The sequence below is a fragment of the Ruegeria sp. AL1 genome, assembly GCF_056540905.1.
The window spans coordinates 172,180-184,912 of sequence record NZ_JBQFXP010000011.1 but is presented as its reverse complement, the minus strand read 5'-3'; the positions used below and the strand labels follow the sequence as shown (position 1 = coordinate 184,912).

General features: G+C 56.6%; 13 protein-coding genes. 7 read left to right on the top strand and 6 right to left on the bottom strand.

Annotated elements, in window-relative coordinates:
• Window positions 1-52 precede the first annotated feature (52 nt).
• From ACRZ9X_RS17920 to ACRZ9X_RS17905, 4 genes are all read right to left on the bottom strand, one after another.
• Window positions 53-982: a p-hydroxyphenylacetate 3-hydroxylase reductase component gene (locus tag ACRZ9X_RS17920; RefSeq protein ID WP_480521331.1), complete on the bottom strand. Its 930-nt coding sequence runs from the start codon at window positions 980-982 to the stop codon at window positions 53-55.
• 70 nt (window positions 983-1,052) lie between these two features.
• Complete coding sequence (locus ACRZ9X_RS17915) at window positions 1,053-2,162, bottom strand: LLM class flavin-dependent oxidoreductase (RefSeq protein WP_480521329.1); 1,110 nt, start codon at window positions 2,160-2,162, stop codon at window positions 1,053-1,055.
• 138 nt (window positions 2,163-2,300) lie between these two features.
• Window positions 2,301-3,617 (bottom strand): TRAP transporter large permease, encoded by a 1,317-nt coding sequence (locus ACRZ9X_RS17910; protein ID WP_480521327.1) that lies wholly within the window; start codon window positions 3,615-3,617, stop codon window positions 2,301-2,303.
• A 14-nt stretch (window positions 3,618-3,631) separates the two neighbouring features.
• Window positions 3,632-4,141, bottom strand: coding sequence for a TRAP transporter small permease (locus ACRZ9X_RS17905; RefSeq protein ID WP_480521325.1), 510 nt, complete (start codon window positions 4,139-4,141; stop codon window positions 3,632-3,634).
• A 181-nt stretch (window positions 4,142-4,322) separates the two neighbouring features.
• Here ACRZ9X_RS17905 and ACRZ9X_RS17900 point away from each other — a divergent pair, with 181 nt between their 5' ends.
• The 3 genes from ACRZ9X_RS17900 to ACRZ9X_RS17890 all read left to right on the top strand — a co-directional run bounded on the left by ACRZ9X_RS17900 (window position 4,323) and on the right by ACRZ9X_RS17890 (window position 7,179).
• Window positions 4,323-5,396, top strand: coding sequence for a C4-dicarboxylate TRAP transporter substrate-binding protein (locus ACRZ9X_RS17900; protein ID WP_480521323.1), 1,074 nt, complete (start codon window positions 4,323-4,325; stop codon window positions 5,394-5,396).
• Between the two features lie 125 nt (window positions 5,397-5,521).
• A complete protein-coding gene (locus ACRZ9X_RS17895; RefSeq protein ID WP_480521321.1) occupies window positions 5,522-6,400 on the top strand; it encodes a hypothetical protein in 879 nt (292 codons plus the stop codon).
• Entirely contained in the window at window positions 6,400-7,179 is a 780-nt protein-coding gene (locus tag ACRZ9X_RS17890) for an alpha/beta fold hydrolase (RefSeq protein WP_480521319.1), read from the top strand. The genes ACRZ9X_RS17895 and ACRZ9X_RS17890 overlap by 1 nt, the downstream gene beginning before the upstream one ends.
• Window positions 7,180-7,189: 10 nt before the next feature.
• Here ACRZ9X_RS17890 and ACRZ9X_RS17885 read toward each other — a convergent pair whose 3' ends face one another.
• Window positions 7,190-7,822 (bottom strand): glutathione S-transferase family protein, encoded by a 633-nt coding sequence (locus ACRZ9X_RS17885; RefSeq protein WP_480521317.1) that lies wholly within the window; start codon window positions 7,820-7,822, stop codon window positions 7,190-7,192.
• Window positions 7,823-7,929: 107 nt separating this feature from the next.
• On the opposite strand from ACRZ9X_RS17885, the gene ACRZ9X_RS17880 reads away from it, so the two are divergent.
• From ACRZ9X_RS17880 to ACRZ9X_RS17870, 3 genes are all read left to right on the top strand, one after another.
• Window positions 7,930-8,646, top strand: a complete 717-nt coding sequence (locus ACRZ9X_RS17880; protein ID WP_480521315.1) for a TetR/AcrR family transcriptional regulator — start codon at window positions 7,930-7,932, stop codon at window positions 8,644-8,646.
• 62 nt (window positions 8,647-8,708) lie between these two features.
• Complete coding sequence (locus tag ACRZ9X_RS17875) at window positions 8,709-9,233, top strand: peroxiredoxin-like family protein (RefSeq protein WP_480521313.1); 525 nt, start codon at window positions 8,709-8,711, stop codon at window positions 9,231-9,233.
• A gap of 181 nt (window positions 9,234-9,414) precedes the next feature.
• A complete protein-coding gene (locus ACRZ9X_RS17870; RefSeq protein ID WP_480521311.1) occupies window positions 9,415-10,380 on the top strand; it encodes a hypothetical protein in 966 nt (321 codons plus the stop codon).
• Window positions 10,381-10,684: 304 nt separating this feature from the next.
• Here ACRZ9X_RS17870 and ACRZ9X_RS17865 read toward each other — a convergent pair whose 3' ends face one another.
• Window positions 10,685-11,479: a helix-turn-helix transcriptional regulator gene (locus ACRZ9X_RS17865; RefSeq protein WP_480521309.1), complete on the bottom strand. Its 795-nt coding sequence runs from the start codon at window positions 11,477-11,479 to the stop codon at window positions 10,685-10,687.
• A gap of 111 nt (window positions 11,480-11,590) precedes the next feature.
• Here ACRZ9X_RS17865 and ACRZ9X_RS17860 point away from each other — a divergent pair, with 111 nt between their 5' ends.
• Window positions 11,591-12,709: an ABC transporter ATP-binding protein gene (locus tag ACRZ9X_RS17860; RefSeq protein ID WP_480521308.1), complete on the top strand. Its 1,119-nt coding sequence runs from the start codon at window positions 11,591-11,593 to the stop codon at window positions 12,707-12,709.
• Window positions 12,710-12,733 lie beyond the last annotated feature (24 nt).

Sequence of the window (12,733 nt, the reverse complement as noted above, 5' to 3'; positions counted from 1 at the left end):
CTGTTTGATTCCACAAGGAATGGGCGTTGAATTGCATCACCCGTACCGGGAACTACCGGTCAATCAGCTTCGACAGAACAGCGCTGAAAGTCTCCAGCTCCTCGGGATCGAAATCCCGGAACGTGTCTTCAGCATGTGCTTCGGCCAGTGACCAGCAATCTTCGGCCTTTTTGCGTCCGACTTCGGTCAGGCGGCAGGAGTCCCCGTCTTCGGTGACAAACCCGAACCCTGCCAAACTGGCCAGTGAAGCCCGGGTTTCCGTGATGCTCGTATGTAGATGCGACACCAGCTCTTCGGCGCTGATCCCGTCCAGATCGTTCAATACCAGTAGAATCCGCGCCTCGATCACACTGAGGTCAAGCGCTTCCAGCTTGGGCTGATAGCGCTCCTGATAGGCTCGCACCGCGCGCAGCATCATAAAGAAGGAATGGCCGCCCATACGATCCCCGACCGGGGTTGTCTGGTTTTTCTCGCCTGTGCCGGGATGGTTGAACACCATCGAATACGAGCCCTGATGGAAACACAGCGGTGCGCGGCCGAAATCGTGGAAATCCAGAACCCGCCCGACAAAAATCCAATGATCGCCGCCGTCCAGCTTGGCGTATGTTTCACATTGAAAACGCGCGGCGCAGTTGGGAAAAATCGGAGCCCCGCCGATCCCGGCCTCCCATTCGACACTCGCGAATTTGTCGGGTTGCTGGCGCGCGAAATGGTTGGACATCTCCATCTGATCAGCCGCCAGCACGTTGACTGCGAAATGGCTTGCCTGTTCAAAGATGGCACAGCTGCGCGCCTCTTTCATACTGCTCCACAGAACCAGAGGCGGGTCCATGGACAGCGAGTTGAAGCTGCTGGCGGTCACCCCAACATGAGTTCCATCCGGAGCCCGAGCGGTGATGATCGTGACACCCGTCGCGAAATTGCCAAGCGCGCGGCGAAAGGCCTTTGGATCAATTGCGGGTTTTTCGACCACGACGTTCATTTAGGACCTCCTGAAACTTTGTCTGCTTTCGGCGGACCCAAAGACCCACCGGACAGGCGCAAAGGACGGCTCAAGCTGCGACAGCCGCAGGCTCGGCTTTGGTGGCCTCGTCCAGAATTGGCATCACCTTTTCGCCCATCAGGATCATACTGTCGCGGCCCATCTCGTAATCAGTCCAGTCGTGGCCCGCATAGACCAGATGTTTGAACGGCCCCGTCTCTTCCCGCAGCGCCAGAATCTGGTCCGCGACCGAGCTTGGATCACCATAGATCACCAGCTTGTCGAGCACGTAGTCCAGCGTCACCTCATCATCGGGCATGTTCTGGTCTTCCTTGAACAAGTTCGCCCGACCGCCTTTCTTCAGCTTGGTCAGCAGTTGCGAGAAATAGTAGACATAAGGGCTGCCCGGATCACGCGCATAGGCGCGGGCGGTTTCCATGTCTTTGGCGACGCAGATGTTCTTGGCCACACGCCAGTCGGAGAAATCGGGGGTAAAGCCACCGGCCTCACAGCCTTTGACATAGTTCGGCCAATGGGTGGCAACCCATTTGGGCAGAAGGAAGTTCGCCGAAATCGGCTGCCAGCCCCGCTCAGCCATAGCTGTGACACCTTTTGAGAACGGAGCAACAGCGGTGCCCACAATCGGCGGGTGCGGGTCTTGATAGGGTTTCATGATGGCGCCCTGCCCGATCTCGGGCATCATCGTGCGCCCGGTCGAAACCTCCCAGAAGTCGCCTTTCAGATCATAGGGTGCCTCGCCGCCCCAGATGTCCAAAACCATGTTGATGCATTCCAGGAACATGGCGTTGCGATCATTGTCGAGGTTACCGAAGACCTCGGCATCCGACATCAACCCGCCCGGGGAGATGCCGAAATTCATCCGGCCTTCCAGCATATGATCCAGCATTGCCACCTCGGCGGCGACCCGCGCGGGGTGAGAGTTCGGCAAGTTGACCGTGCCCGTACCCAGCCGGATGTTCTTGGTCTCATAGGCAATGCTGCTCAGGAAGGCCACGCAAGAGGTGATGATTTCGGCCTGATCGGTGGTATGTTCCCCACAATAGGCCTCGGCAAACGCCAGCTTGTCAGCAAGCAGGAAAGCTTCGCGATCCTCGGCCAGACTTTGCGCCACGGGTTTGTCCAGCGGGTGGATTGGCATCGTAAAAAACGACAGCTTCATTGGGGCTCCTCCTTGGGTTTGGATTGAGTTTGGAACAGCGCAGACCATCAAAAAACTGAAACTTTCTGATGTTTGCTATCTACCTTTCTGATGCCTTCGACTGGGACGTTAGATTCAAATCCGTCCATGGGATCTGGTCTACAAAAGGCTGGTGGGTAACCAGTTAGCCAAAGGCGGGAAGACCAGAACCAGAACCGCGACGATCAGGATCATGATCCAATAGGGGATCGAGCCGTTGAAAATCTCGCCCAGTTTCACGGACGGGTCCGGGACAGCAGCCTTTACCGTGAAGATAAGCAACCCGAATGGCGGCGTAAGTAGCCCGGCCTCGATCACCAGAATGCCGAAGATCGCAAAGGCCAGCTGGTCAATGCCCATGCCGGCTGCAATAGGCGCGAAGATCGGAACCGTAAGTAGGATGATCGAGGTCGAGTCGATGAACATCCCCAGCAAGAGCCAGATCAGAAAGATCATCAGCATTATCACAACCGGATTCTCGCTGATGGACAGCATGGTTCCGTTGATGACCTGAACTGCACCGCCCATAGCGAGGAAGCGGGAATAGAGCGATGCCATGACCAGCAGAATCAGCAATGGTGCCGTGGTCCGACCAGCGCGGTATATGGCGTCCAGCAGGTCGCTGCGACCCATCCCTTTGACAAGACCGACGATCAGTGCGCCGATGGCACCAAACCCGGCGGCCTCGGTCGGGGTCAGGACACCGCCCCAGATACCGCCGATCACGATCATGATCAGGCCGACGACGGACAGCCCGGAAATCAGTTCCGAACGCTTTTGCGCCGCTGGCACATCCTTGACCAGATCGGGGGAGTAGGCGGGCGCGGTTTGGGGGTTCAGTTTCGCTTTCAGAACGCAGTAACCCACGAAAAACGCGGCCAATACCAATCCGGGCAACAGACCCGCAATGAACAGGGCTCCGATTGATATCTCGGTCAAAACGGCCCAGATGATCATCAGGATCGAAGGGGGGATGAGCATCCCCAGACACGCGCTTCCGGTCACCACACCCAGCGCGTAACTGCGGCTATACCCAAGTGCGACCATTTCAGGATAGGCAAGGCGCGAGAAGGTGGCGGCCGAGGCGATTGAGACGCCAGTGATTGCGGCAAAGATCGAATTGCCGGTTACGGTTGCCACGGCGAGGTTTCCGGGCAGGCGCATGAAAGCGCGGTTGCATACAGTGAAGATGTCCTTTGCAGCGCCAGAACGCGAAATGAACTCTCCCATCAAAACAAAAAGCGGGATGACGATGAAGATATCCTTGCGCAGTGCTTCATAGGCCGTGCCCGACAGCAGGGATAGCGCAATATCGACGCTGCCCAGCATCCAGTAGACACCCACAACCGAGGCCACGCCAAGCGCGACCGCAACGTGAACGCCGATGGCCACAAGGCCCATCATGATGGCCAGAAAGAGAAAGATGGTCGCAGTCATGTTCCGGGCCTCGTTCAGTTATCGGTCAGCGCATCGTTGAGGCGCAGGTCACCGCGAAAATCGGCAACTATCATGCAAACATATGCAAACGCGGCAAAAAACGCGGTGGCGGCAATCATGAACCGGATTGGCCATGTGTAGATACGCAGCGCGCCTTCACCCTCGTATTCGCTCAATCGAAGCGCCTCGAACGCCTCGGGGATGGTGGCCGATCCAACGGCCATGAACAGGGCAAAGCCCAGCAGGTAGCAGACCGTGCGCATGATTCGTTGCAGGAAGCGCGGCATCGCGGCCACCAGCAAAGTTGTGCGCAGCATCGAGCCTGAATAGATCGCAAGCGGCAGCTGAAGGAATGTCACCAGAATGACCGAGTTCTGCAGGATTTCCTTGGTGCCCGGCAAAGGGGCCAAAAACAGGATTCGCCCGAACACGTCCACCAGAATGACCAGTGCCAGGATAAACACCCAAAGCGATGAAACGATGTGAATGGCCTGAGCCAGCCAGATGGCACGGCGAAAAATCATGCAACCCCTCCTCTTGGGCTTGGACCTACAGCTAAGGCGATAAGCGCGTTCGCGCAACGATCTTATTTATCACTTGATAATTTTTTTGTTTGGTGGGACCCTCCACTCGCATTCGGTCGCGCCGGAACAGCATGGGCGACCCAGAATAATGATGGGGCATCTCTGCCCAAGGGAGGAACTTATGACTTCATTGCTGCGCCATTTGGCCTGGCCCGCCGTTGCCGCGATGTTGGGCGCGGCGACACCGGCCGTTGCCGACACCTTCACGCTGCGTATCGGTTCGGGGCACCCACAGGGGCCTACACCTTACGTGAACACGATGGCGGAATTCTTCGTGCCCGAGGTTACCAAGCGGGTCGCGGAACGTACGGAACACAATGTGCAATTCATCGAAGCCTATGGCGGGGCAATTGCCGGGGTGGCGGATACGCTAGAATCGGTTCAGCAGGGCATTCTGGACGTTGGCGCGTTCTGCATCTGCTTTGAACCGTCCAAGATGTTCCTGCACAATTTCCCCTATTATCTGGCCTTCGGCCCCGAGAAATCTTCGGACGCGGTCGAGGCCGCGCATCGGGTTTATGACGCCAATCCCTGGCTGAAAGAGGTGATGGTCGATGAATTCGGTCAGCGGTTCCTGGGTCTGGGCGTATGGGACAACTATCATCTGGGCACCAAGGAAGAATGGGACACGATCGAAGACCTGAAGGGGGTCAAGGTCGGCGGTGCCGGACCAAACCTGCCCTGGCTGGACTACATCGAAGCCATCCCGGTGCAATCCACCCTGCCCGAGGGGTATCTGGCCCTGAAAACAGGTGTTTACTCTGGCTGGCTGATGGTGCCTTCGGCCTATAACGGCTTCAAGTTCTATGAGCCCGCGCCCTATTACACGCTGATTGGGTTCGGTGCGATGCCGGTGATCATGATGACCATGAACGAGGACAAGCTGCAAAGCCTGCCCGAGGACGTGCGTGAGATCATCTTTGAGGTCGGCCGGGAGTGGGAAGCCAGAAACGGCGCGCTGATGGACGAGGTTCAGACCTCGGGTCTGGCGAAGCTGGCTGAAAACGGCGCGATCATCAAGGAACTGCCGCAAGAGGTGCGCGTTGCCTGGGCCGAGGGCCTGTCAGATTTTCCGAAGCTGCAGGCAACCGAGGCCGAAGGGCGCGGTCTACCTGCACTGAAAGTCATGCAGGATTACATCGACGCGGCCAAAGAGGTCGGACATGACTGGCCGGTCGAGTATCAACTTCAATAAAGACTCGCTCGGGCTACAATAAAACCTGATAGCTTGCCCGAGATAATCTGATTTTTCGTTCAAACGACGCTGCTCTTACCATGTAAGGGCGGCGTTTTCTTTGCCGTGTGTCAGGGAGGGCACCTATGGAGATTGGTTGGATTCGTGCGACCGGCGCGGATGTTCTGTCGCAACGGGATGTCCGGGCGCTTGTTGGCAAAGCGGATGAGTACGGCCTGCGGCAGGCCTTCATTCCCGGCCTTCACGCGACAGAAATAGAAGACCTGTCTCCAACGAAACATCTCAAGATTGCGGTAAACGGCAAGGATTTTGTTGGGCGGTCTCCTCGGATCATGGCCGATACGATGCGCCGATTGTCCTGTCGTTGGCACGACCGTCTGGTGGTTGCAATGCCCGCCGTAACGACAACGCGGGATCGCACAACGACCCAGATGATTGAAACCCTGTTCGTCGATGGGCGGGCGACTCCGAATTATTCCGCTGATCTGGGTCATGCGTACAAGGCGGAAGTCTTGGCGACTTGCGGAAGCCGGATGGCCCCGGATATGCGCCGTGCCGCCGGAAACGGTTTTCATGCGCTTTCCCCGTGCTGGCAATCCGCGTGCCGTGTTGCGCGCTGTTGGACGGATTTTGTAATCGGGGCAACTCATGCAGGACGGCGGGCGCGTCATTCGCATTGGCATGTGGCGCGCTGTATTTTTGTATCGGATGATCCTTGTGAAGTTGCCGAGTATCGGACCAGATTGGCTGAACCTTTTCTGCGCAGGCATGGTTCCAGTTCGACTGAAGCGGGTAAACTTATCATGGCTGGCACCGCCAGTGACGTTGTCAGGCAGTTGAAGCAGTTCCGTGCGCAGGTCGGGGCATTTGGGGTGCTGCATTCCGTTGATCCCGGCCTGCCCCCGGCCAAGGCATTGAAACAGATTGATGTTTTGGCAAATGATGTTGTACCGCGCCTGTCTGGCGTTGCCCCTGCCGCCCCTAAAGAAATGGAAGCTTCCTGATGGACTATGTCCCCCACTCGATTGTCAGCGGAAAGAAGGACTTTCCGGTCATCTTACTCCTCAACTCGTTGGGCACCACGACAACCATGTGGAACCCGCAACTGCCTCTGTTAGAGGAACATTACCGGGTGATCCGCGTGGACACGCGCGGTCATGGCGAAAGTGCAACGCCCGAGGGGCCATACAGCCTTGATGATCTGGTGTCGGACGCACTGGGGGTTCTTGACCGCTACGATGTCCCCAACGCCAGTGTCATGGGCTGTTCGATGGGCAGCATGACCGCGCTGGGGATGGGCCTGCGTGCGCCGGACCGCATCGACCGGATCGTGTGTTCCGCTGCCCGTGCCGATGCGCCCGAGCCCTTCCGCGACAGCTGGGATCAACGCACCGCTGTGATCAATGAAAAAGGCGTCGCTGCCCTGTGGGAAGGATCACTGGGCAACTGGCTGACGCCTGCTTTCCGCGATGCCGAGCCCGAACAGGTCGCCAATCTGAAATCCGAATTTCTGAAGACCACCGATGACGGCTACAAGGGATGCGCTGCGGCCTTGAAACAGCTGGATTACCTCAGGCACCTCCCAAGCCTCGACGTTCCGACACTGTTTATTGCGGGGTCCGAGGACAAAGGTGCCCCCCCGGCTGTCATGCAAGAGATGGCCGAGGCCGCCAAACACGGTCAGTTCGTGATGATCCCGGATGCCGGACATATCGTCAACGTGAACGCGCCCGAGGCCTTTTCTCTGGCCACAATGAACTTCCTCGAAATGGAATGCGCGTGAAGTTCGCCGCCTAGTCAGGCGCCCGCAGGCTGGAATAGTCGATCATAACGTTTTCCCTATAGGCGGGGCGGGCGCGCAGCCGTTCATAGTAGGTTCCGATGGCAGGCCAGTCGGGCCGATTCATATCTACCGTGAAGTAACGAAACAGACAGGCCCCGAACGGGACATCCGCAAGCGACAGTTTTTCGCCTGCAAGGAAAGGCTGCGCTGAAAGTTCTGTTTCGGCGATCCTGAAGCCCGAATGTAGCGTTTCCAACGCTAACTCCAACGCTGCCGGATCACGTTGAGCTTTGGGCAGACGGACCGTTTGATAGAACATGGCGATGAAAGCCGAGTAGAGTGTGCTTTGAAACCACTCCATCCACATATCCGCGCGCGCGGTATCAGTCGCGGTGTCACCTGCCAAAGGTCCTCGATAGGCATTGATCAGGTAACGGCAGATGGCGTTTGATTCCCAAAGTGTCAGATCGCCGTCGATGAGGGTGGGAACGCGGCCATTGGGGTTCATTGACAGGTAGTCTTGGTCCTGTAGACCGCCAAAGGCACCGCCCGCCTCGATCAGATCGTATTGCTGACCGCACTCGGCAAGAACCCATGTTACTTTCTGGACATTGATGGATGTTCGGCGTCCCCAAACTATCATTTTCCTGTGCCTCAACAAAATAAGTTATCAGATGATCACTTTAATGCTGTATCCGATCTTGGCCTCTGGTACGAATGAATTATCGCACCCGTTGACATGAGATTGCTGTGCCCGAGTCAAAAGAGACCATAGTGCCCGAGATGGCCAAAGACGGTCATGGGAAACCGGCTGCAAAGCGACGCCGGAAGTCGTCTGAAGACCGGGCGCGGGATATTGTCGAGGCTGCGGCGGACTATTTTGCCGAGGTGGGCTTTGGCGGCAGTACGCGCGACATAGCAAAACGCGTCGGGGTCACGCAGCCGCTTTTGTATCGATATTTTCCTGACAAGGACAGCCTGATCGAAGCTGTCTACCGAAAGGAATACCTGGAAAGCTGGAACCCGTCATGGGATGAAGGGCTGTCGGATCGCAAACGCTCGGTGCGCGACCGGTTCGAGGCCTTTTACCGATCTTATGCCGAGGCCAATTTCAACCCGCGCTGGTTGCGTATTTCGCATTTCGCGGGTCTTCGCGATACGCGGATCAATCAATGGTACAACACCCTTGTTGAAGAGCTGATCCTGCGCCAGCTGGTGCGCGAACATCGGGTTGAGCTGGGTGGGCCGGATTTACCCTTTGTCTCGGTCCCGGAACTGGAACCGGCATGGCAGATGCATGGTGGATTGCTGCACTATGCCTGGAGGCGTCATGTTCTGGAATTGCCTGCCCCGGATGATCTGCATCAGGTGATCCACGATGCGTTGAATATGTATTTCGCGATCGCACCGAAAATCTATGAACGCGAAGCAAGCAAGGTTGTTGATACAAACCAACAGGGAATTTGATTACGCCCTACGGCGGTCAGGACCTAAACCCGTAAATACAGAATTTCAAAAGGAGCACCGCCATGAGCGCGAAACTGACCCCTGACACACAGGCCCCCGATCTGAAATTGCCGCTTGTTGGTGGCGGAACCTTTGATCTGGCGGCTGAATCTCCGGAGAACTTTACGATGGTGCTGTTTTATCGCGGCCACCATTGCCCGGTCTGCAACAACTACCTGAATGGTCTCGTCGAGGTTCTGAAGGATTACCATGACGCCGGTTTCTCGGTGGTGGTCGCGTCAATGAACACGGAAGAGCTGGCGCAGAAATCGGTCGATGAATGGGGGCTGGGAGATTTGCGTGTTGCGCATTCGCTGACAGTCGATCAGGCAAAAGACTGGGGTCTTTGGATTTCGAAGGCTTTCAAGGATGTTGAGGCCGATATCTTTACCGAGCCGGGCCTGTTCTGGATACGTCCCGATGGGCGTCTTTATCTGGCGGACATTTCCAACATGCCATGGGCCCGTCCTGACCTAAAAATGCTGCTGTCCAAAGTGGGTTACGCACTTGAAAACAACTACCCTGCGCGCGGCACTTACGCGGCCTGAGTTTTGACAGTCTTGGAAAGGGCCGCCATTTGGCGGCCTTGTCTTGTAGCAAAAAACAAGATGGAAACCGTCTGATATTATAATAAGCCTTTATGCCGCAACCGTCGCATACTTTTGCCCAGCTTGGTTGTCGGAGGCCAATTCCAACCTCTGACCGCCGGGTCAGTATGGGAGGAAATGAATGCTAAAGGGCACAATGGCGGCAGCAGCCGCGCTGATCACCGCAGGATTGCCGGCAATCGCACAACAGGATCTGAAATCCGCAATGGTTGCCGCCATGGGCGAGGCAATCGAAGATCCGGCATATGTCGATGTCTTGAAGAAATACGGGCTCGAGCTGCCCGACCTGTCCGACAAAACCCTCGTCAATTCGACCGATTACGCCTATCCGGATGTCGCCGATGGGACACTTCTGGATACGGTCATGGATCGGGGCAGTTTGCGGCTTGGCTGGATTGCGGTTGGATCGCCCTGGTCCGTGCCGGGGCCTGACCCAAGTGAGCCTGTGGGCCTGTCCGTCGATTACTGGGATATCGTGATCGACAAGTTGAACGCCCATTACGGGTCTGACGTTGAACTGGATTGGGTCGAGTTCACCGAAGAGACCGGCAACAACAACATGTATCGCTGGCTTTCCACGGCCGAAGATGTGGATTGCACCGGCGAAGGCCGTGATGTCGCGGGCTGTTTCGACGTGATCGGTGGCGCTTATGCGATCAACAAACGCCGCAAGGGTATTTCAGATATCACTCCGGCCTATTTTCCGCTGAACATGTCGGTGGTCAGGACCAACGTTCCCTTGCCCGACGGGGTTGGCCCGCTGGACACAGCCGAGAAAATCCGCGAGGCGATGGCGGACCCGGATATCAACATCACCCTGGCCGGGCTGCCCGATACCGGGGAAGATACCATCCTGACCAATTTCGCAAAGGAGATGGGAGCGCACTTCACGCATGCCGACCGTACACCGGGTTCAAACGTACTTGAATTTGCTCAGAACGCCGAAGACATCCATTTCGTGCTGGGAACCAATGTGCGCTTGTCGACGACCCGTTTCCGGGATCCCGATCTTTGCGCCGATTGTACGTTCATTCCAAACCTATTGGTGTTTGGAGGTGTTGGTTTCGCCACGGCGCTGGTCGATTAAGGCGCGTCGCGTAATCCAAACGAAAGCCTGACGACCAACATTGGAACGTACTGGAGCAAGAACACTTCCCGCCGTTCGCTTCTCGGCGGGAAGGTCCGTTTCTGGAGCTCTACTCCGGCGGATGCCCGCTCAAACGAAGTTCTTTTGGCAAGACCTTCTTGATTGCGTCCAGGGCGAAATTCTCGGTATCAACCTGTGTCACGGTCCCATCGAGCCGCACATAAGGGCTCAGCGCCCGACCCACGAAGGGCACTGCGACCAGCATCGGTTCAACATTGGCCCAAATCAGCGGCTAACCAATTGTTTACTCATTTCCCATGGTCTGCAAGAAAACTGAAAACAGTTCCCCCTGCGAGTTGATGCGCAGTTTGGAATAGACGTTGCGCCGGTGTATGCGCACGGTGCCGGGAGAAATGCTCAGAAGCTTCCCGATCGCTTCAGAGGAATGTCCGCGCAGCGTCAGCTCAACTATTTGACCTTCTCTCGGGGTCAAAACGCCGTCGCCGATTGACTTGAAAGCGGTGGAGACTTTCTGGTTCATGAGTTCAGATGTTTTGGCCCTGTCTTTTCTTTCTGTATCCGACCAATGACGGCGGCAAAGCGCGTCCACGACTGGCTGGATATCCGACAAAACCCGCATCTCAGTTTTGCTGAATTTCTTCTCGGTCCGCATCAACGATACGACGATCGAAAGACGGTCATCTACGTCCATCAGGAATCCAACTTCTTCAGCCAGTCCGGTTTGGGCATAGTAGCTGCGGAAATATTCACCCTGATAGAACCGGTCAGGGGCGATTTCCTTCAGGCGCCAGATGCCAGGCGGCGTTTCCCCTGTGCTTGCCAGAAAGAACGGGTCGATTAAATAGGGCCCCTCAAGATACTCATCGACATGCAGTTTCTGCCGCTCGGGCGTGAAGTCATCGAACAGGGCAAGGGGTCTCTCGTTCCCTCGGTATCCGAAAACAACCGTGTATTCATAAGGCACTACGCTACGCACGCCCTCGGCAAGAGTGGCTGGGAAATCGGGACTTCCCAGCGCATCCAGACACTGTGCTGTCTGCTGGTTCCAATCCGTCGGCATCTTGTCGACCTTCTGCAATTCAAAATAATCTATAACAAAGATCATATTTACATAAAGCCATTTTTCTAGAAAATTTTCCCAGTTGCGTTATAGACGCTCACTGACTGAAAAGTCTTGCGGGGGGAAATCTTGCTGGATCACGGAGTCCAATCTGAGGATCTTTTGACACCCATCGCCGAGATGCGGGGTGTCTCGAAGCGCTATGGGGCAGTCGTGGCTGTGAACGATATGAATCTCAGCATTCAAAAGGGTGAGTTTCTGTCCTTTCTGGGCCCCTCCGGGTGCGGCAAGACCACCGCACTCAGAATGCTGGCAGGCTTCGAAACCCCGACTGAGGGCCAGGTTCTGATCGGCAACGAGGACGTCTCGGCGCTTGAGCCCTACCGCCGTCCGGTCAACATGGTGTTCCAAAGCTATGCCCTGTTTCCGCATATGACTGTGGCCCAAAACATTGCCTATGGGTTGGATCAGCGGCGACCCCGCCTGCCCAAGGCCGAGATCGCGGACCGCGTCGCCAAAGTGCTGGAAACGGTGCGGCTGGGTGAATTTGGGGCACGCCGAATTTGGGAAATGTCGGGCGGTCAGCAACAGCGCGTGGCTTTGGCCCGCGCCATCGTGAACGAACCCAAACTGCTATTGCTGGACGAACCGCTGGCGGCGCTGGATCGCAAGCTGCGCAAGGAAATGCAGATCGAATTGCAGGACATTCAGCGCCAGTTGGGCATAACCTTCGTTCTGGTCACGCATGATCAGGAAGAGGCGCTGTCGCTCTCTGACAGGATCTGCGTGATGCGCGCAGGCGAGATTTTGCAGGCCGGGAGCCCACAGGACCTATACGACCGACCAACCACGCGCTATGTCGCCGACTTCGTCGGGACGTCGAACTTTTTCGACGGAACAGTGGCCGCCAGCTCCGGCTGCGAAAGCGGGATAAAACTTGTCACCGGTCAGACATTTGCCAGCGCCGCCAAAAGCGAATTGGCCGCCGGTCAGCCTGGTTGTCTGAGCGTACGCCCCGAACAAATCAGACTCAGCCGTTCGGACGTGCCCGGTGGGCTGGAGACAACTGTGCAAAACCGCATCTTTCTGGGGGAACACACCGAATATGTGGTTCGCCACGAACAACTTGGGAACATCACGGTACTGGCCCCCCGCCAATCAGACGCAGGGCTGTCGGCCCTTGGAAAAGGCGACACAGTCTGGGTTCACTGGACGCCGGATGCCGCACTGATCCTGCGACCGGAATAACGAAAAGAAGACCGAAAATCACCT